Annotated in this window: 16 protein-coding genes, 1 tRNA gene and 1 pseudogene; 4 read left to right on the forward strand and 14 right to left on the reverse strand. The window is 62.3% G+C overall.

What is annotated here, in order from left to right; genetic code table 11:
* Positions 1 to 1,370: IS66 family transposase (gene tnpC / locus ACS5PV_RS31955; RefSeq protein WP_455399341.1), on the forward strand; the 1,370-nt coding region annotated here is incomplete at its 5' end.
* Between the two features lie 422 nt (positions 1,371 to 1,792).
* Here tnpC and ACS5PV_RS31960 read toward each other — a convergent pair.
* From ACS5PV_RS31960 to ACS5PV_RS31975, 4 genes are all read right to left on the reverse strand, one after another.
* Positions 1,793 to 2,455 carry a hypothetical protein gene (locus ACS5PV_RS31960; RefSeq protein WP_455399342.1) on the reverse strand — a complete coding sequence of 221 codons (663 nt, stop codon included), beginning with the start codon at positions 2,453 to 2,455 and terminating at the stop codon, positions 1,793 to 1,795.
* A 7-nt stretch (positions 2,456 to 2,462) separates the two neighbouring features.
* A complete protein-coding gene (locus ACS5PV_RS31965) occupies positions 2,463 to 3,401 on the reverse strand; it encodes a phosphoribosyltransferase (protein ID WP_455399343.1) in 939 nt (312 codons plus the stop codon).
* A gap of 535 nt (positions 3,402 to 3,936) precedes the next feature.
* Entirely contained in the window at positions 3,937 to 4,638 is a 702-nt protein-coding gene (locus tag ACS5PV_RS31970; protein ID WP_455399356.1) for a transposase, read from the reverse strand.
* 302 nt (positions 4,639 to 4,940) lie between these two features.
* A complete protein-coding gene (locus ACS5PV_RS31975) occupies positions 4,941 to 5,084 on the reverse strand; it encodes a hypothetical protein (protein WP_455399344.1) in 144 nt (47 codons plus the stop codon).
* Between the two features lie 690 nt (positions 5,085 to 5,774).
* Between ACS5PV_RS31975 and ACS5PV_RS31980 the strand changes: the two genes are divergently transcribed.
* Positions 5,775 to 7,103 carry an FAD-dependent thymidylate synthase gene (locus ACS5PV_RS31980; RefSeq protein WP_455399345.1) on the forward strand — a complete coding sequence of 443 codons (1,329 nt, stop codon included), beginning with the start codon at positions 5,775 to 5,777 and terminating at the stop codon, positions 7,101 to 7,103.
* On the opposite strand, the gene ACS5PV_RS31985 is transcribed toward ACS5PV_RS31980, so the two are convergent.
* From ACS5PV_RS31985 to ACS5PV_RS32000, 4 genes and pseudogenes are all read right to left on the reverse strand, one after another.
* On the reverse strand, positions 7,092 to 7,520 hold the full coding sequence (locus tag ACS5PV_RS31985; RefSeq protein WP_455399346.1) for a hypothetical protein: 429 nt from the start codon (positions 7,518 to 7,520) through the stop codon (positions 7,092 to 7,094). The genes ACS5PV_RS31980 and ACS5PV_RS31985 overlap by 12 nt on opposite strands.
* The gene (dcd, locus tag ACS5PV_RS31990) at positions 7,517 to 8,098 is read right to left on the reverse strand and encodes a dCTP deaminase (RefSeq protein ID WP_455399347.1); all 582 of its coding nucleotides are present in this window, start codon (positions 8,096 to 8,098) and stop codon (positions 7,517 to 7,519) included. Before dcd ends, ACS5PV_RS31985 begins: the two co-directional genes overlap by 4 nt.
* A gap of 729 nt (positions 8,099 to 8,827) precedes the next feature.
* Positions 8,828 to 9,906: pseudogene (locus ACS5PV_RS31995) on the reverse strand (IS3 family transposase).
* A gap of 463 nt (positions 9,907 to 10,369) precedes the next feature.
* Positions 10,370 to 10,461, reverse strand: a tRNA-Ser gene (locus ACS5PV_RS32000).
* A gap of 203 nt (positions 10,462 to 10,664) precedes the next feature.
* Between ACS5PV_RS32000 and ACS5PV_RS32005 the strand changes: the two genes are divergently transcribed.
* Complete coding sequence (locus ACS5PV_RS32005; RefSeq protein WP_455399348.1) at positions 10,665 to 11,003, forward strand: hypothetical protein; 339 nt, start codon at positions 10,665 to 10,667, stop codon at positions 11,001 to 11,003.
* A 60-nt stretch (positions 11,004 to 11,063) separates the two neighbouring features.
* Here the strand turns inward: ACS5PV_RS32005 and ACS5PV_RS32010 are convergent, their stop codons facing one another.
* The 6 genes from ACS5PV_RS32010 to ACS5PV_RS32035 all read right to left on the reverse strand — a co-directional run bounded on the left by ACS5PV_RS32010 (position 11,064) and on the right by ACS5PV_RS32035 (position 17,323).
* Complete coding sequence (locus tag ACS5PV_RS32010; RefSeq protein ID WP_455399349.1) at positions 11,064 to 12,041, reverse strand: alpha/beta hydrolase; 978 nt, start codon at positions 12,039 to 12,041, stop codon at positions 11,064 to 11,066.
* Positions 12,042 to 12,211: 170 nt separating this feature from the next.
* Positions 12,212 to 13,417, reverse strand: a complete 1,206-nt coding sequence (locus ACS5PV_RS32015) for an acyl-CoA dehydrogenase family protein (protein WP_455399350.1) — start codon at positions 13,415 to 13,417, stop codon at positions 12,212 to 12,214.
* 79 nt (positions 13,418 to 13,496) lie between these two features.
* On the reverse strand, positions 13,497 to 14,006 hold the full coding sequence (locus ACS5PV_RS32020) for a hypothetical protein (RefSeq protein ID WP_455399351.1): 510 nt from the start codon (positions 14,004 to 14,006) through the stop codon (positions 13,497 to 13,499).
* Between the two features lie 29 nt (positions 14,007 to 14,035).
* Positions 14,036 to 15,859 (reverse strand): PQQ-dependent dehydrogenase, methanol/ethanol family, encoded by a 1,824-nt coding sequence (locus ACS5PV_RS32025; protein WP_455399352.1) that lies wholly within the window; start codon positions 15,857 to 15,859, stop codon positions 14,036 to 14,038.
* 133 nt (positions 15,860 to 15,992) lie between these two features.
* Entirely contained in the window at positions 15,993 to 16,574 is a 582-nt protein-coding gene (locus ACS5PV_RS32030; protein WP_455399353.1) for a QcrA and Rieske domain-containing protein, read from the reverse strand.
* Positions 16,575 to 16,744: 170 nt separating this feature from the next.
* Positions 16,745 to 17,323 (reverse strand): SCO family protein, encoded by a 579-nt coding sequence (locus ACS5PV_RS32035; RefSeq protein ID WP_455399354.1) that lies wholly within the window; start codon positions 17,321 to 17,323, stop codon positions 16,745 to 16,747.
* Positions 17,324 to 17,615: 292 nt separating this feature from the next.
* On the opposite strand from ACS5PV_RS32035, the gene ACS5PV_RS32040 reads away from it, so the two are divergent.
* Positions 17,616 to 18,116, forward strand: coding sequence for a cupin domain-containing protein (locus ACS5PV_RS32040; protein ID WP_455399355.1), 501 nt, complete (start codon positions 17,616 to 17,618; stop codon positions 18,114 to 18,116).
* Positions 18,117 to 18,929: the final 813 nt, after the last annotated feature.

Raw genomic sequence — 18,929 nt, forward strand, 5'->3', positions numbered from 1 at the left:
CCCGGATCTCCAACGCTGCCTCCTCACCCACCATCCGGGCCTCCTCCCGCAGAAGGAGCCCAGCCTACGGCCTGGGTCAGGATTCAATCGGCGACTGGGTCAGTTTCACATCGGCGGCTACAGCCTTGCCCGCCCACCTGCCGCGCATCGAGCGCGTGGTCGACCTCGAGAGCACCGTTTGCCCCTGTTGCACGGGCGCGATGCACCGCATCGGCGAGGACGTGTCCGAGCGTCTCGACGTGGTGCCGGCCCAGGTCCGGGTGATCGTGATCCGGCGCCCGCGCTACGCCTGCCGCGCCTGCGAGGACGTGGTCGTGCAGGCCCCCGCGCCCGCCCGCTTGATCGAGGGCGGGCTGCCCACCGACGACCTCGTCGCGCAGGTCCTCGTCTCCAAGTACGCCGATCACTTGCCGCTCTATCGGCAGGCGCAGATCTTCGCTCGCCAAGGCGTTCACCTCGACCGCTCGACCCTGGCCGACTGGGTCGGGCGTGCAGCCTTCCTGCTGCGTCCGGTGCACGAGCGGCTGCTCGAGACGCTGAAGCGGTCGGAGAGGCTGTTCGCCGACGAGACCACGGCACCGGTGCTCGACCCGGGTCGAGGTCGCACGAAGACGGGGCAGCTCTGGGCCTACGCGAGGGACGATCGGCCCTGGGGCGGGGCCGACCCACCCGGCGTCGCCTACGTCTACGCGCCCGACCGCACGGCCGAGCGGCCGCTCACGCACCTCTGCGGCTTCCGGGGCGTGCTGCAGGTGGACGGCTACAACGGCTACAAGGCGCTGGCCCGGCAGAGCGAGGTGCACCTCGCCTTATTCTGGAGCCACGTGCGTCGGGCCTTCTACGATCTGGAGGGGCCGATCGCGGTCGAGACGCTCGCGCGCATCGCACGGCTCTACCGGATCGAGGCCGAGATCCGCGGCCGCCCGGCCGAGGAGCGCCGCGCCGCACGGCAGGCGCGCAGCCGCCCGATCCTCGAGGCACTGGAGCCGTGGCTGCGCGAAAAGCTCGGGCTGATCAGCCAGAAGAGCAAGCTGGCCGAGGCGATCCGCTATGCCCTGAGCCGCTGGGCGGGGCTGAGCCTGTTCCTCGCTGACGGGCGGGTCGAGATCGACTCAAACGTGGTCGAGCGCGCGATCCAGCCCCTGGCTCTCACGAGAAAGAATGCACTGTTTGCCGGCTCGGATGGCGGGGCGGAGCACTGGGCGGTGATCGCCTCGATGATCGAGACCTGCAAGCTCGCCGGCGTCGAGCTGCGCGCCTACTTGGCCGATGTGATCACCCGCATCGTCGAGGGGCATCTCAACAGCCGCCTCGATGAGCTGCTGCCCTGGGCCTACCCCGCAACGCCCGCCGACAAGGCCGTGGCCTGAGAACATCGCATACTCTGCTCCTCACGGTCACCAGTCTGACACGTGACAAGGTACCCTCGCCTCTCTACCTGCATCTCATCCTGACTGAGGAGTGAGCGCCGATGTGGCACACGGCGACCACACAGGCTTGCCCGAGACGGTCCCCATGTCGCGCAGCAAGGGCGAGACTCTACCGTGCGAACTCGACAGATCGCGCGAAGCTGTGGTTTAGTAATATCACAACATCAGCGACGGCTATTGGTCATACTTCTGTTAATCTCATCCAATCGTTACGGGATAGAATTAATAGTGTGTAAGTATCGGTCAGGAGATACAGGGTATTGTACGTTTTGCTCGAGTCAGCACTATAGAGAGCAAAGTGGCGCCGAAAAAAGTTTAATTTTATTTATTGACAACTAGACAAATAAATCAGTTGACAAAAATTAACTTTCGCATTTTAGACGTAGATCCTTAAGACGCTGCGAAATTTTTAGGACCTGTTGCAATTGAGGGTAGCTTCTCCAATCCCAATTATCACTCTTGCCGAGAGTTGAGGCCAAAGCTTTCCTCACAAGCTGCCGATCGACCGCTTCGTCAGAAATGACTCCGACCGAGTCGAGAGATCCGATTATTACATAATCAAAGCATTGATTTAATCCATTAGTGATTCCTGACCAACCACTAGCGATAGGAAGGGCGTTTATCTGTTCAAGTACGTGAATGATTACTTCGCTTGGCAGGGTAAGCACATGAAAATGAACATGATCAACACATACGCCAGTCGGGTCGCGACTAATGCTTGATCCATTTTCGAAAATTAATGCTGGCATCCCACTAAATATTTGAAGCTCCTGCGCAAGGCTGTGAGCGCGCTTGATTGTAAGCTCCTGCATCCACAATGGCGCGTCGCGAAGACACCTGTAATGCTCGCGAGAAACTAAGAGGCAATGATCGTCGGATAATGGTCCCAAGGATGGAATCACAAAATGATTGCTGTCTCCCCATATCATCCTATTAAACGATGGAAGCTTGGCAAAATCCAAAACAAAATCATGGATCAAACTATCTGATGCTTCCATACAGAAGCTACAATCGATTTTGATCATATCATTTCTACCGTCTACCAAGCGCTGCGTCATCAAGCTGAAGGACGGGGATTAGACTCATTGATCGTTCCGCTAGTCGACTCCGCGCAGATTTGTCGGTCCGTTCTACCAGGCAAAATACGCGGCTGCAATTGTACCCTTTATTCTTCAGGTGGTCATACGCACTTACGAGTTGGTCGCCTGAAACAGCAACGTCGTGCACTATGATCAACACGCCATCATGTGGCAACGATCCGTCCCAGTACTGACCTTGCTCCACACGAGGTTTTTCTCTCATAAATAGAAAAGGTCGCCTTAAAGAGCGAGCCGTCTCTAATCCTAGCGAAACATTGCCATTTGCAGGTGTGACAATGACAACATTATCTAGTTCTTGAAGATTGACATTTGATCGAATGTGACTCGCCATCATCTCAGTTAAAGAAGCACCAAGGCTTGGATTGGCCATCGCATCCACAAAATTTAAGTAATATCTAACCTCCCCATAGAGGGGATTTCGGAGAGTTGATGTGTCAACGAGTATAGGCGACTTCTTGCACATTTCTCCAAGTTGTTTTTCAATCTCCGCTTTGGTTCGCCTAGGTGCGTGTCTGAGACGTTGAGCATGTTCGCGTAATTTATCAAATTCTGTGCTAGGAATTCCAAAATGGTGGAGTATCTGTCCAACCAATATATCTTGATGAGCTCTAATGTATCCTTCTTCAGCATCAAATACACGCTCCAGCCATAACCGTGATTGAGATGAAATGCGCTCTTCATATTGATCTAAATACCGATTCAGTTTTTCGGTTTCTCGTTGCTCGAGGGCTTGAAAAAACCAGTTTGGCCAGCGTACGCCAAGAGTTCGAGCAATATCTATTGTTGAAGATAGAGTAAGCAACAGTACTACAGCAATTGTTCCTATGGCGCCAATCCATCCGAGCGACGAAACAGTAAATTGCTCAGCCACGTCTTCCTCACATAACAGGAATCGAGTATCGATTGTTATACAAACCTCACGCTTGCACGCTATACCAATAAACGAGTTTTTTGTGAAGTGTGATATTATGGCCTCATGGTGAACTCTAATCGCCAAGCGTTAAATGAAAGATTTTCTAGGGCAAAAAATAATCGCTGGGCTTCTATTAATTCAGAATTTAGTTGTTCAGAATAGGTCGCCAACTTTTTGTTTCTATCTAAGCTGTTTGCGGGCAGATGCAGTGGTTTGATGCGAAAATTTAGGGAGGAAATAAACACTAAACTGCAATTTCGAATTAATCTAGATTTCTTATGCTAGGTCGACTGGGAAGGCTGCCATGGATGAGCTCGGATCAGAGTCAGGTTGGACCAGCTTCCGGCTCGTCCCAGGATAGCCCCGTTCCCGGATCTTACGCCACAGGGCTATCGCGTTCTCGCAGCCTTCGTCGATCCGACCCGCCAAGTATGCGACGTGCGGATCAAGGAGGCTGGGTCCGGCGCCGTGGAGTAGCCGGGCTGGGAAGGCCTCAGCGGTCGCGAATTTGCGTACCGTGGCATGCGCCAGCCCCATGGCACGGGCGATTCGGAGCACCGGCTCGCGGCTGGGTGACGATGCCGCATCGCGTCACTGATGGCCTGCCATCGCATCCGGCTCTGTCCACTCGCCTCCAACTCCGGTGCGCTACGGGCGAAGGCACGGTCGCCACGGGCGGGACGAATGGCAGAGCCAGGGAGGGGTGGAAGGTTCCACAGCTGGGCATGGGCACCATAGAGCCAGCGTTCGACGGCCTGCCGCATGTTGGTGAGCAGATGCCATAGGTCAGCGATCCGCTGCGCCTGGGAGCGCCAAGGCTTGCACCTCGGGTATACTCGGTCGAGCGATCCCGGGCGACGAGTTCGACGCCGGAGTGCCGTTCGAGCCATCCGGCCAGCGTGGGCGCGCTGCGATCCGGGAGGAGGTCGATCACGCGCTGACGGTAGAGGTCGACAACGATTTTGCCATAGCTGCTGCCGCTCCTCATCGCCCAATCGTCAATGCCGACCCGGATGGGAGCCGGCGCGTCGGGCACGAGACGCGCGCCGCCTGCGCCGCCGCAGGCGAGGCGCCCCTGGCCTGCGCCTCTCCAAGCCGCCGCGTGCGCCGGGCGGGGCGGTGCGAGAAGGGTCGTGGGCGCCTCGGCGAAGGTCCTGCGTCGGCCGGCCTGGTTGCGGCAGTAGAACCGCTGCACCTCGATGCGCAACGTGGTCTGCGACGCCGATAGCGGCAAGTCGGCGGGAAAGGCGCTGGTAGCGTATATAGACGGACCGGCTCGCCTGCCCGCGCACGGGGCAGCGGCCGCTGGCAGCGTCCAGCCGCGCCGAGATGACGAGGAGATCGTCGTGTCGTTCGACAGGATGCGCAGCGCGGCATTCGGAGATGGCGAAGGGAATGCTCATGCCACCCACGATGGGGAGGGCGGATCAGGCCATCATAGGCCAGAGACGATCCACCGCCATTCATGCAAAACTAGCAAGAACCAACGGGGCAATCTCACTGCAAGCGGGAGGACTCGCGATGCTGCTCAATCTGCTGCAGAGTGGACTGCCGGAAATAGACGACGGCGAGCCGATGAAGGTGATGGGGTGCGCCCTTGTCCAGCCTTAGCATCGATGCGGAGATCAGGTCGCAGTCCATGCGCGGTCTCCTCGGTGAGAATGTTCAGGCGCCGATCCGCCAACCAGCCAATCAGCACGACCAGTCTCGTCGTCCGGTTAGAAGTCAGGTCGGACTGGGACGGGGCTCGCGGAAGGATCGTGTCGATCATGGCGGAGCGCTCTTCAACCGACGATCGCGGGCAGCGCTTGCGCACTCACCACCGGTTCGGTGACGGAAGCAGCCTCATCTGCAGAGGTTCCGTATCAATGGAATGTCAGCTACGTGGAAGCGGCGCCATATGTGCCGCCACACCGCCCCATGTTACGCTGCCAAGACATTGGTGCATCCTTGGGGATCTTGAGATTTGTCATAATTTGCAAGATTATGATTTTTTTGTTTTGGACATGGGTACCTTTGTGATACTGTTTGCTTCTCAAAATCTGCAGGGGTTGTTATCGAGTCAGGGAGAGCCATCAAAGCATGACAATATTAAAGATCCAAAGTCTATCGTCTGGCTTGAAATCGTTGAAAAATGGCCGAGCCAGTGCGTTGCAGTTTCGGCTGCGAAGCCGCGCTGTCACCGTCCTCCCTCGCAGCCCATATGTATAATATGTTAACTTTTTACGTGTAAAATTCAGTAACAATGACCAATCGCGTAGACCATAGCGTGATCTTAGTGAAATATCGGACTATCGTTGCCACTTATTACGCTATGCCGGGAGAAGTAGCATGCGAATAAAAATTCACGACGAGCTGCCGCCGGAGGCAAACGCCATGCTCCAGGCGCTTTATAGCCGCTCATCGAAGAGCGTGGAGCACCATCTAATAAAGGTGCGGGAGCGCGGACCAGAAAATTTCATGGCTAGCTACTATGTGGGCTATGGTCACGCCTCAATTGGCGATTGTGGATATACTACTTTGTACATCGAGGATGTATCGATCCTGGCTTGTAAGGCCATTCAAGATAACCCGTTATATTCAGGTCAAGAAACATCAACCAGATATATTGATTTCTCCGAACGCGCAGTTGTTGATCCAATAAACACGCACCAGTCAAATGAAATAATTGAGAGATGGATGCAATTTTATCGTAATGCTGAACCAATATTACTTAGGCATTTACAAGAAACCATAGAGAAGCCAACTGGACAATCGGAGAGTGTATGGCAAAAAGCAATTGCAGCGCGCTGCTTCGACATACTACGCGGATTCCTTCCAGCGGGTGTAACTTCACAGCTATCTTGGACTACAAACTTTCGGCAGGCCCATGAGCATAGTTTACGGCTGCTTACCCATCCTCTCGCCGAGGTTCGGACAATTGGTGAGGGCTGCCTGGATCTGCTGCGACATAGATACTCCAATAGCTTTGGACATGAAGTAACGAGTGAAGCTCTAGAATATTTACGCATGGTTGGAAGAACTGAAACTTATGTAGCCCCATCTCATTTAGCTGCTGATTTTCAATACAATAGTACAATAGATAATAATAATTTGGAATCAAACCATTTGGATATAATTGCCTCTCGGCCTCGCAAACAAGTCCTTCCTAAAAATCTTTCCCACCTAGGAACTTACCGCTGCCAATTTATGTTGGATTTTGGGTCTTTCAGAGATCTGCAGAGGCACAGGGGTGGAATCTGCCGCATGCCATTGCTTACCGATGCGTTTGGCCTGCACCCGTGGTATTTAGAACAACTGCCGCCCAAACTCCGAGTTCAAGCACAAGAATTATCTGTCCAGCAGCACGCGGTTGCCTTATCATTGAAGCAGCAAGGGGTGTCAGATGCTGATTTGCAATATGTGATGCCTATTGGAATGATGGTATCGTGTGAGATTATTTACGACTTGCCACAGATGGTCTATGTCGCTGAACTAAGATCAGGCCTCACAACACATCCTACATTGCGCATGATCGCTCATGCTATGGCAACTGCTATACAGCGAGAGCATCCTAAATTGATTTTGTATATTGATGAGAGAAGGGACTTCTTATCAATAAGACGTGGGTCGCAAGATATCATTGATCTAGGTGTATCTGGTCTTAAATTAGCTGGATGATGAGAGCGCGAGTGCAGATCGAATAGCCGTGGCTGTTTGATCTGCCTCGCCTGAATGATCTACAACGATGATCCCATCGCGCGCAAGTAGCGCAACAGAAAATTGAGGCACGGGCTGGTTTGTGACAAAAATGAGTTTTGCAATTCGCTCATTAAGCGACTCAGCGCAGAATTGCTTGTGTTCAACGAGATTCTGATATGCGCGCCCTGTCCTCCTAGGCGCACTCTCGATCTTAATTTCAATGATCACGATTTGCCCAGCCCAGGCGCCGCGGCGCGGCTTAAATATTATGTCAGGCTTCTGTGCATTAGAAAACGGCTGGAACTCTGCAGTGAGGTAAACAAGCTCCACTGCACCATCGTAGCTTAATTGCTTCGCTAGCGCCGAGGCAAGCTCGAATTCTGTCATTTCTGTCATAGCTTGGTCTCGAATTTCATTCGCTTGTAGAGGCGCGAGCCAACTATACCAGCTTCGCCTGCGTAGCCGTCTGCGAGTTCGTCGTAGCTTACATCGGAAGCGAGGCCCAGGGTAGTGAGGACGAGGTGTCCCACTCTCATTTTGGGACGTAAACGCACAACTTCTGCAGCATGTGAAACAAGTTCAAGAGCTAGTACGCCGGGTCGGGTTGACCCGAACCCAGGGGCAACAAAATCGCTCAGTACCACTTGTACACCTAGCCGCGCCAGGTCAGAAGTCCCAGTAAGCCATCCTGCTACATGGTTAGGCAGACCCACAGATTCCAGGGTCGAGGCTAATAATACTTCATGTTTCTTGAGATGAATATAGCCGTCTCTATCAATATCAATCTTACTCATTAAAGGATATGTTTCGGGCTGATCAATCGATATATTTTGCGCGCATACTAGACGGTTTATATCGTTTCCTAAATGCAGTGTCACGCTGGCTGGTCCAGTGCTTTCTTCGCTCCAAGGATCAATATGAATTACTCCCTGTTTTATTGCTTCGACGATTTGCGGTCGTGAGAGGATGCTCATCGAGAAGTCCTATGGTCGGAAGCGGTCAAAAAATTTGCTGAACCGAAACATGTTCAATCGGGAGCAACCTCTTGAGTCGTGCATGCGGCGACAGCAGAGCTGCCCGCACTTATGGATCTACAGCAAGCCATTTTCAAGTCGCTTATGTCAAATACTAACCTATAATTATGAACGGGAGTGTGCGCCGAGTGTAAAAACAAAGAATTTAGGCGTATTTGGCGAAGCTGTGATGAGCTTATCATAGATTGATGCTGCAGTATCATCGAATTAGTATACGAATCGCCATGCATCAAGGCGATCGAGTCGGATAATTTATCGAAAAATTGCATATTTAATCGGTGGTCAAGGAATGAATTTATGTACCATAATGCGATAAATAATTAATTGCATAATATGAAAAACCACTATCGAGCTTAAATCGGTTGATGTTTCTTCAGAATTAATAAACACTTACGCTGCGATCTAAATGAGAAACACAATTTAATGGGTAGAGTTCTCCAATCTCTCTCGGTATTGATCCATGGTGGAACTCAGACGCCACCCACGTCTGTTCTTGGGCAAAACTCATGGCATCTTGTAAGACCGGTTATTGGTAGGAGGCGGAACGTTAGCTTGCGGGCTCACCATCAAAACCTGCTCCCGACCCTCAGCGGTCTCGTGGATGGACCTCAAACATGGCTTTGACGGTCCCCCGGATCTTGGTTCGGCCGAAGGGTGAGCCTCCGGATGTCATTCGGCAGCCTCTCGGGCCGCCGCCAAGGCGAATTCCTGGCGCGTGCGCCACCCCAGGGCTGTGTGAGGACGGGCCACGCCTCGATCTTGCCCCTGGCGTCGGCCAGCGACAAGAACCAGTTCGCGTTCAGGCACTCGCCGCACAGCCGCCCGTTGAACGACTCGACCAGCGGGTTGTCGGTCGGTTTGCCAGTCCGCGAGAAATCCAGCGCGACGCTGTTCTCGTAGGCCCGGCGGTCGAGCGCCTTCGAGACGCTCAGGCCCGTTGTCGACCTGGATCGTGCCCGGTGCTCCGCGCAGGAGTGCCAAGCGGGCGCTGACAGCCACGACCTGCTCGCCCTTGATGCCCTGATCCACCTCGATCGCTAGAGCCTCGCGCGTGAAAGCATCCACCACCGTCAAGGCTCGTAGTCGGCGGCCGTCGAAGAGCGCGTCGGAGACGAAGTCCATCGACCAGCGCTCGTTGGGCTGCACCGGGGCAGGCCGACGCTCTCGGTGGGCCGCGCTGACGTGCCGGCGCGGCCGCTTGAGCCACAGGCTCAGGCCCTCGTCCTTGTAGCGCCGGTAAGCCCGCTTGTGGTTGACCCGCCAGCCTTCCCGGCGCAGCAGGATGTCGATCCGGAAGTAGCCGTAGCGCACCCGGCTCTTGGCGAGATCACGGATGCGCATCCGCGGCGGTGCCTGATCGGGCTTGGTCGAGCGGTAACGAATGCTCGACCGACCGACGCCGAGCGCGACGCAGCCGCGTCGCTCACTCACCCCGTGCGCCTCCTGAACTTGGTGCACGAGCTCGCGTCGCCGAGCAGGCGTCAGAGCTTTTTTGCGAGCACGTCCTGCAGGATGTGTTTGTCGAGGCTCAGATCGGCCACGAGTTGCTTGAGCTTGCGGTTCTCCTCCTCCAGCTGCTTCAGCCGTCGCAGCTCGCCTGTGCCCAAGCCGCCGTAGAGCTTCTTCCAACGGTAGAACGTCTGCTCGGCGATGCCCATCCGGCGCAGCACCTCCGCCACCGGCGTTCCGGTCTCAGCCTGCTTAAGCGCGAAGGCAATCTGCTCCTCGGTAAACCTGCTCTTCTTCACGGCTCTGCTCCTCCCGTCGGGGTCTTACAAAACCGGAAAACTCGCACTCAGGCTGGATCAAAGCGATGGGGGGACGTCAAAGGTCAAGGCAGCGTTGTGTCAGCTGGACAGTTCGCAAAGCGAAAAGGCTCATTGGTGGCACAATCCTCAGCCAGCCCGCCTTCTCAGCTTCAATGCCCGCTGCCTAGCTTGGCCATGCCTATGCCCTATGCCCTTCACCCGGATCACGGATACCTCACGGAGCCGTGATCAATAACCCCTATCGAGGAGAGATACTCGAGCCGAATTCCAGAGAACCTGTTGAACGAAGGGCAAGCGCAATTGGCAGTCTCCCGGACATTCGGTGGTCCTGGGAATGCCTTTGCGTTCCGGGCTATGCCGCTAGCGGATGTTGGGCGGATTGTTGGTCTGAGACCGACGCCAGCTAAATTTCCCAGACGTATCAGCGATTTAAGAAGTATGCTGGCGGAGACGGAGGGATTCGAACCCTCGAAGCCCCTTTCGGGGCTTGCTCATTTAGCAAACGAGTGCCTTCAGCCGCTCGGCCACGTCTCCTGTGGGTCAACGCTCTAGGGAATCGGCGGGGCGCGGTCAACCGGTTTCGTGGCGCCCGGGGATAGGGACGCAGCCGCCTCGCACCGGCCGGCCGCGGCCTCGACGCCGCCGCCCGCGACGGGCGCATTCACCGCCATGGCAGCCGATCGTTAACCCTACGGGTCCTACATCTCCGCCCTGTCCGGCCGACGGGAGGGTGAGGCGTGAACGCACTGGTGCCGAAGGAACTCGCCGCGAAGCTGAGCGCCCTGCCGCGCCGCCCTTGCGCGCTGGGCGAGGCCGGGCACGAGCCGCACAAGCCCGTTTTCGCCGAGATCCTCGACCGATCCGGCCACGGCACCGGCCATTTCGTCCGCCTGCCGCAGAGCATGGTGGAGATGATCACCCGCGAGGCGCGGGGACCCGAGCCCTTGGCCGAGCCGCCCTTGGCCCCGCCGTCCTTGCCCGCACCCGAGGCCGAAGGGACTTCCGTCGAGGCCCCTGCCACGTCGCGCCGGAAGTCCGCGGCTCGCCCCCGGCGCGCTGCCCGCAAGGGGGCTTGAGCCCGATCGCGGCGCAGCCCGGAATACCGTTGCGGTCTCTCGCGGAACGAGCCTGGCGGGCTACCGTCCGCCGCGCCCGCCCTCCGCGCCTCCCAGGCTCCAGCGCTCCCGCAGGGCCTCGGCGACGAAGGCGAGCACCGTGGCGGAGGTGCGTACCACGCGGCTCATCGTCAGGATGCCGTGGGTCTGGTCGGAGAGGTGGAGCGCCGTGACCGCCACGCCCTCGCGCTCGAGGCGGTGGGCGTAGAGGCGGGCCTCTTCGCAGAGCGGGTCGTGGCCGCAGGTCAGCACCAGGGCGGGCGCCGTGCCGGCGAGGCTGGCGGCGCGGGCCGGCGAGGCGCGCCAGTCGGTGCGGTCGCGCGGGTCGGGCGCGTAATGGTCGACGAAGTAGCGCATCGTGCCGGCGGTGAGGGGCTGGCCCTCGGTGATGCGCTCGAAACCTTCGCTGGTCAGGCCGAGATCGACGGAGGGGTAGAGCAGCACCTGCATCGCCGTCTGCGGCAGGGTGCCGTCGCGGCCCATCAGGGCCAGCACCGCCGCGAGGTTGCCGCCGGCGCTGTCGCCGCCGACCGCGAGGCGGGCCGGATCGACGCCCAAGCCCTCCGCCCGCTCGGCGACGAAGGCCAGAGCCGCCGCCGCGTCCTCGACGGCGGCCGGGAACGGGTGCTCGGGGGCGAGGCGGTAATCGACCGCGATCACGCAGGCTCGCGTCAGGTTGGCCAGCCGCCGGCAGACCCAATCGTGCGACTCGATGTTGCCGAGCACCCAGCCGCCGCCATGCAGGTAGAGGAGGCAGGGGAGTGGCGTGCCGGCCACCGTGCCCTCGCCGCGGTAGAGCCGCAGCGGCACCGGACCGGCAGGGGAGGGGGCGGCGAGGTCGCGGATCTCGGCGACCGGGTCCGGCGGCGGCTGCAGCGCCCGGCGACCGGCGAGATAGCCGCGCCGCGCCGCCTCGGGCGGCAGCGCCTCGAGGGGCTGAGCGTTGGCGGCGCGCAGCATCGCCAGCAGGGCCTGGACGTCGGGATGGAGGGCGGGCATGGCGGACTCGCGGGCGGTGAGCAGGGCGGGAAGCCCTAAGCAGATTTCGCAAAAGTGGCCGCCGGTTTTGCGACAAAAATCTGCGACACATCAAGAAGCTAAGCGGGCGAAGCGTTGGCCTGCCAACGCAAGTCTGCTTAGCACGGTCCCGCCCGGGTGGTCCTCAAGCCTTACGCCGTCGGCCAGGCGAAGAAGCCGCGTCCCTCCGATTCGAGGTGGCGGTTCAGCACCATGCGGTGGACCTCGTCGGCGCCGTCGACAAGGCGGGCCTGGCGGGCGTAGCGGTAGATCCACTCCAGCACCGTATCCTTGGAGTAGCCGCGGGCGCCGTTGATCTGGATGCCGATGTCGGCGGCCCGGTGCAGGGTGTTGGCGACGTGGACCTTCGCCATCGACACCTCCTTGCGGGCAAAGCGCCCCTGGTCGAGCTCCCAGGCGGCGCGCATCACCAGGAGACGGCCGATCTCGATGTCCATGGCGAGACCACCGAGCATCAGCTGCACGCTCTCGCGGTCGGCGAGCCGCACGCCGAAGCCCTCGCGCTTCACCGCGTAGTCCCGCGCGATCTCGACGCAGCGGCCGGCGAGTCCGAGCCAGCGCATGCAGTGGGTGAGGCGGGCGGGGCCTAAGCGGACCTGCGTCACCTTCAGGCCCCGGCCCTCGCCCCCGAGCACGTCCTCGGGCCGGATGGTCAGCCCGTCGAAGGCGAGCTCGCAATGGCCGCCATGCTCCTCCGGTCCCATGATCGGGATGCGGCGGACGATCTCCCAGCCCGGCTGGTCGCGGTGGAACAGGAAGGCGGTGAGCCCGTGGCGCGGATCGTCCGAGGTGCGGGCGATCAGGATGAAATGGGCCGCGTCCTCCGCACCCGTGATGTACCACTTGCGGCCCGTGATCCGCCACGAGCCGTCGGGCTGGCGCTCGGCGCGGGTCCGGATCATCGACGGGTCGGAGCCGCCGCCGGGATGCGGCTCGGTCATCGCGAAGGCCGAGCGCACCTCCCCCGAGACGATCGGCGCGAGCCAGCGCGCCTTCTGCTCGGGCGTGCCCAGCGCCTCCAGCACCATCATGTTGCCGTCGTCGGGAGCGGCGGAGTTGAACACCACGGGCCCGAAGATCGAGCGGTTCATCTCGGTGTAGCAGGCCGCCATCCCGACCTTGTCGAGGCCCTGGCCGCCGGTCTCGGGCTTGAGCTGGAGGCACCACAGGCCGGCGGCCTTGGCCTTCGCGCGCAACGCGGAGAGGGCCGCGGGGCCGATGTTCTCGTGCTCGTCCCAGGTGCCGCGGTCGGCCTCGACGGGCAGTATCTCGCTCTCGACGAAGGCCGCGATGCGGGCGCGGAACTCCTCGGTGCGCGGGGAGAGCGTGAAGTCCATGACCGAATCTCCGGGTGATGGAATTATAATTCCGAACGCTTGCGCCACCCGGGGCCGGCGGTCAAGCGCGGACGCCCTCCTATTTGCCGCGCGGCGGCCCGGTCGGCACCAGGAGGGCGATGCGGTAGGCCCCACCCTCGCGACCGATCAGGAACACGCTGGTGGGGGGCGCATCGCCCTCGACCGGCGGCTCGTCGAACACCACCCGCAGCCGGTCGGTCACCGGCATGTTGGCCTTCAGGGTGCCGCGGGCGGTCGCCTCGGCGAGGCCGTCCTCCGGCATCGGCTCCAGGGACGCCGCCTTGATCGGCCGGCCGAAGCCGGAGCGGATCTGGTAGAGCGTCAGGCGCTTCCTCTGCGCCCGGGTGCCGGTCCAGTTCACCAGCCGCTCGAAGGCGGCGGTGTCGTGGTCGCGCAGGGCGTGCGTCACGTAGGCGACGAGGGCGTCGGGCTGCGAGGGGAGGGGGGCCGCGCTGGCGGCGGTCGCTCCCTCTTGCGGGCTCTGCTGCGAGCTCTGCGCGCCCGCCGGACCCCCGAGGAGGCCGGCGGCGAGCGCCAGGGCGGCGAGACTCAGCCCCGGCTTGATCATCGAACGGCTGCCGCTCACTTGACGAGCGATCACTTGGCCGCCGCTTCCTCGCCCATGACCCGGAACACCCAGATCACGCCGCCCTGGGGCAGGACGCTGACCCGGCGCTCCTCGGGGATGAGCGCGTTGATGCCGGTCAGCATGCGCTCGGCATCGACGCCCCAGCCGGCCTGGACCGCGACGTACTGGATCCCGTCGACCATGTAGCTCGACGGCACGCCGGTGACGCCGGAATTGAGGCGGGTCTCCCACAGCACCTTGCCGGTGGTGCCGTCGAGCGCCCGGAACTTCCGGTCGCTGGTGCCGCCGGCGAAGATCAGCCCGCTGCCGGTGGTCAGCAGCGGCCCCCAGTTCGCCGAATCCTGGAAGTCGTGCTGCCAGGCCTTCTTGCCGGTCTTCGGATCCCAGGCCTGGATCGCCCCGATGGCGAACGGCTTCGACTTGTCGACGCCGTCGCGCAGGCGCAGGGAGTTCAGCACCTCGTCGATCGGGATGCCGATATAGAGCTCGCCGGGCTTGCGCGTGCCGGCTTGTGCCCCGGCCAGCTCCGAGCACAGGTTGTCGTTGCTGGGGATGTAGAACAGCCCGGTCTTCGGGTTGTAGGCCTCCGGCGGCCAGTCCTTGCCGCCCCACAGGCCGGGGCAGAAGGCGGCGCGCTTGTTGATGCCCGGGATCTTGGACTGGTCGTAAGCGGGCCGGCCGGTCTTCGGGTCGAGGGAGGCGAAGACGTTCTGGTAGACGAACGGCTTGCCCTCGACGAAGCTCAAGGGCCCGTCCTTGCTGCGCTCCAGCGTCCAGAGATAGCCGTTGCGGCCGGCATGGATCGCGGCCGGAATCTTCCTGCCGTCGCGCTCGATGTCGATCAGCACCGGCGCCGAGACCTCGTCCCAGTCCCAGGCGTCGTTCCAGTGATACTGGTGGTGGCCCTTGATCTTGCCGGTGTCGAGATCGAGGGCGACGACCGACGAGGTGTAGAGGTTGTCGCCGGGACGGGCGTCCGGCGTCCAGGGACCGCCGTTGCCGGTGCCGAAATAGGCGAGGTTGGCCGCCGGATCGTAGCTGCCCTGGATCCAGACCGAGCCGCCGCCGGTCTTCCAGGCGTCGCCCTTCCAGGTATCGGCCGCCGGGTCGCCGGGGCCGGCCACCGTGTAGGTCTTCCAGGCTTCCTTGCCGGTCTCGGCATCGAGCGCCGTGATGAAGCCGCGCACGCCGTACTCGCCGCCCGAGACGCCGACCACGACCTTGCCCTTCGCCACCAGCGGCGAGAGCGTCATGTAGTAGCCGTCCTGCCAGGGGGCGACGCACGTCTCCCACTTCACCTTGCCGGTGGCGGCACCGAGCGCGACCACGCACGAATCGGTTGTGGTCATGTAGACGCTGTCGCCGTAGAGCCCGACGCCGCGGTTGGTCGGGTGGAGCTGCGACAGCTCCGGCGGCAGCTCCTTCTGGTAGCGCCACAGGATCTCGCCGGTGCGGGCGTTGATCGCCATCACCTGCGCCTGCGGGGTGGTGACGAACATCACGCCGTTGTTGACGATCGGCGGGGCCTGGTGGCCCTCGCTCACGCCGGTCGACAGGCTCCAGGCCGGAACGAGCTTGGTGACGTTCTTCGCGGTGATCTGGTCGAGGGGGGAATAGCCCCAGCTCTGGTAGTTGCCGCGATATTGCAGCCAGTTCTCGGGCTCGGGGTTCGCCAGGCGCTGGTCGGTGACCGGCTTGTAGTCGACCTTGGCCCCGGCGGCCTGGGTGCTGTCAGCCGGCCCAGCCTGGACCGGAGCGGCGGACAGCGCGAGGGCCACCGCACAGGGCGCGACTGCGGCGAGCCAGCCCCTGGCGCGAACGAGACGTGACATGCTGCTCTCCTCGAAGGCGGGGGGCGGCGCTAAGCCGGCCCGGCGTTTCCTCAGACCCTGGTGTCGTTGTCCGGACCCGCGTCGTTGGCTCGCGCGGATCTCGTTTCCTTGGCCGACCTTCGCGGGCACCCGCTCAGGCGGGGCCCGGCCCGGGCTTGGCCGTGAAGCCGCCGGCGACCATCAGCGTGCCGCCCTCGCCTTTCGCGAGCGGCAGCACCGGCAGGCGCTTGCGCGCCGGCCCCTTGGCCACCCGGCCGCCCTCGGCGGGCAGGAACTCGGAATGGTGGCAGAAGCAGCTCAGGCGCCTGGTCTCGTGGCTCCAGCCCGAGATGGTGCAACCCTGGTGGGTGCAGATCGCCGAGAGCGCGAGCACGCCGTCGACCGCGTGGGCGCGCTGGTCCTCGGCGACCTGGTCGGGCGCGACCCGCACCAGGATGATCTTGGAAAAGCGCGAGCCCTCGCGCCTGGTCCCTTGCGGATCCACCGCCACCGCCTCGACGAGGTCGCCGCCGACCGGCAGGCCGTCGAGGGTGACGGGCTGGCCCGCCTTGGCGCCGTCGCCGAGCACCAGCCTGTCGCCCTTCTGCGGCAGCAGATCCTCGGGCCCCGCCCAGGCGGCGCCCCCCGCCGCGCAGCAGGCCACGGCCCCCAGCACCACGCTGCGCCGGTCGAGCCCCTGGTCGAGCTTCGGCGCGCGCCGTTCTCCGCGATCCATCGTTCCTCCCGGTGGAATCGTTCTTTGTTATTGTGTTTTTTGCTATGAGTAGACGAGCGGGCGGTCGCGTCAACCCGCTTTATGGCGCATCACGGGATCCTGATGTTGCGTGTGCTTGGTGCAGCGCGAAGAAGAACTGTGCGATGCAGCGCGACCGCACCGGGACGATCTCAGCGGGCGAGCGCGTGCCGCAGGATCTCGGCGAGCGCGTCCGGGGTGACCGTGACCGGGATCCGGCCCAGCGGCGCGCCGGCCGGGCCGACGAGGAAGAACTCGACCGGGTGGTCGACGACGCCGTCGTGGCGCCGGATCGGCGGCGCCGCGTAGGCCGCGGCGAGGCCGTCGATCACGGCGACCGGGCCGGTCACCGCCAGGATGGCGGGGTGGAACGTGTCGAGATAGGCCGCGAGCACCCCCGGGCCGTCGCGCTCCGGATCGGCGGCGACGAACACCGGCGCCAGCCGGGCGAGCAGGGCCGGCGGCAATTCGTCGAGGGCCTGCGTCACCGTCATCAGGGCGGTCGGGCAGAGGTCGGGGCAGCGCGTGTAGCCGAAATAGACCAGGCGCAACCGGCCGGCGAAGCGGGCCTCGTCCACCGCCGCCCCGGTCTGGTCGACGAGGCCGCGCCCGGCGGGCCAGGCGAGGGCGCCGGCGGCGACGGGCGGGGGAGACGCGGCGACGCCCCACAGCAGGGCGGCCAATGCCAGTCCCTGGCCGAGGCGCCGCATCCGTGACGAGACCGCACTCATCTTCACCCTCACGCCGCCCCGCGATGTAAGCGCTTCCTCCGGCGATCGCCAATGGATTGCGACGACGATCCCCGCATCTCGCAGGATCTTGACGGGAAAACCGCGCATTATCCGGCCCGTCCCGGATGTTCCAGAGCGGCGGCGAGGTTCCCTTAACTGTGTTCGGCAGGGGCCGCTGCATCGCCGCACATTCGAGCCATTGGCGCAGCCCTCCGTTAAGGGCGACGGGCTTGTATGGCCCGGTCAGCGGACATGTGGCGACGGCCGGCGATCATCGCCGCAGGGGGGCATCATGGGAATCATCAAGCAGGTCATCGTCTCGTCCGGGCCGCTCCTGGCCTATCTGGGCGTCGTGCCGGTGCTGCGGATGGTGCCGTTCCTGCGCCGCGAGCCGCCGGCGCTCCTCGACGGGCCGCTGCAGCAGACGGTCGACTTCCCGGCGGTGCAGCCCCCGGCCGAGACCTACCTGCCGCCGTTCTCGACCATCCTGTCGGGCAACCCGGCCCAGACCGCGACCTACATCCACCGCAGCGCCGACGGGCTGTTCGCCGCCGGCATCTGGACCTGCCGGGCCGGCAAGTTCCGCATCGACTTCGACCGCGACGAGTTCATCCAGATCCTCGAAGGCGTGGTGACCGTCACCGACGCCGAGGGCGTCTCGCGCACCTACCGGGCCGGCGACGCCTTCGTGACGCCGAAGGGCTTTTCCGGCACCTGGGACGTGATCGAGCCGATCAAGAAGCACTTCACCTGGTATGGCGCGGGGGACGGCGAGGGCTGCTCCGCGTTCTGATACGGTTTCCGCATCGCGAGTGCGATCCGGTAGGATCGCCTGACGCGATCGATCGGAAACCGGATGGGGTATTTTTTCGACGAACCGGAATCCGTGTCGTCGGGGGAGCCTCCGGAGGCTGCGGACAGCCCGTTCCCCTGCACCTCCGGCGGGTCGATTTTCATCCCGCCTGCGACCCGATCCTCAGCCCTGCGGCTGAGATGCCGACGTTCCCTCGACCGGCCGTCCCAACCCGGATGGCCGATCGCGGCAGGGTATTCCTCGTCGGAACGGATCTTGTCTGCTCCCAGCCGCTCTCGCAAGGCGCAAGGCCCAGCGCGGCTCGAACGAGGCTTCTGCCGCCCGGCATATCGGGACGAGGGTTCTTGAGGCGGGAGACGATCCGGTAAACGCCACGCCGTTCCCGTTGACCGTGCCGGGTCCCCGGCCCTCGGGCCCGGGTGCCCGGGCCGCGGCCCGGAACCATTTTCCACACCTCCTCGTTGCGGCCCGGCACTGCGGCGACCCGCGCCATCGGCCGTGCGGGCGCAGTGTCGGGAGAGGGTCATGAGCAAGTCGATTCGCGGCAAGGTCCTGCGCGGAACCATGACGGCCGCCGTGTTGGCGCTCGGCGCGGCCACGGCGTTCGCGCAGGGTGGCGCAGGCGGCGCCGGTGGCGGCGGAGCCGGTGGGGCAGGTGGCGGCGGTGCGGGTGCGGCCGGCGGAGCCGCGGGCGGCGCTGGCGGCGGAGGTATGGGCGGCAGTGGTGCCGGTGGCGCCGGTGGCGGAGCGGGCGGCGCCGGCGGTGCGGCCGGTCCCCGCGGCGGCGCCGGC

The sequence above is a fragment of the Methylobacterium sp. Gmos1 genome (assembly GCF_053764715.1).